Genomic DNA, 463 nt, shown 5'->3' with positions numbered 1-463 from the left:
GATCGCCTCCGTCGGACCGTTGCTGGTGCCGGGGCGGTCGAAGAACGCCAGCACGTCGGCGGCGCGTTTGGTTGGTCAGCGTTCGGCCGAGCTTGGCCAGGTCGGGCAAGGCTTCAGGCACCTTTTTGCTCAGCGCGGTGATGAGCTTGTCCATCATTGCTTTGGCCTTCACCCGGTCGGGTTCTCGGTCGGCGGTGACCATGGCCTGGTAGATCTCCCAGGTCGCTTCGACCGCGGCGTGCTTCTCGTGGGCGAAGAGGACGCTGAGGTGTTCTTTTTGGCGGTCGGTCAGCAGGCTCATCCCGGTGTGGAGGGTGCGGCGCGCCTTGTAGAGCGGGCCGTCCTTGCGGTCTCTGCGCTGGTGGAGCTGTTGCTGGACGCGTCGTCGGCAGTCGTTCAGAGCGTCTCCGGCCAGGCGAACGACGTGGAAGGGATCCATCAGCGCTACCGCGCCCGGTAGGGC

Annotated in this window: 1 pseudogene; it reads right to left on the bottom strand. The window is 66.1% G+C overall.

Features of this window, described 5'->3' with window-relative positions:
- Positions 1 to 463: pseudogene (locus tag L979_RS12795) on the bottom strand (transposase); the annotation flags it as partial.

Origin of the sequence: Kocuria sp. ZOR0020 (genome assembly GCF_000800955.1) — a bacterium.
Taxonomy (GTDB): domain Bacteria; phylum Actinomycetota; class Actinomycetes; order Actinomycetales; family Micrococcaceae; genus Kocuria; species Kocuria subflava.
This window is presented reverse-complemented; position numbering and strand designations above follow the sequence as displayed.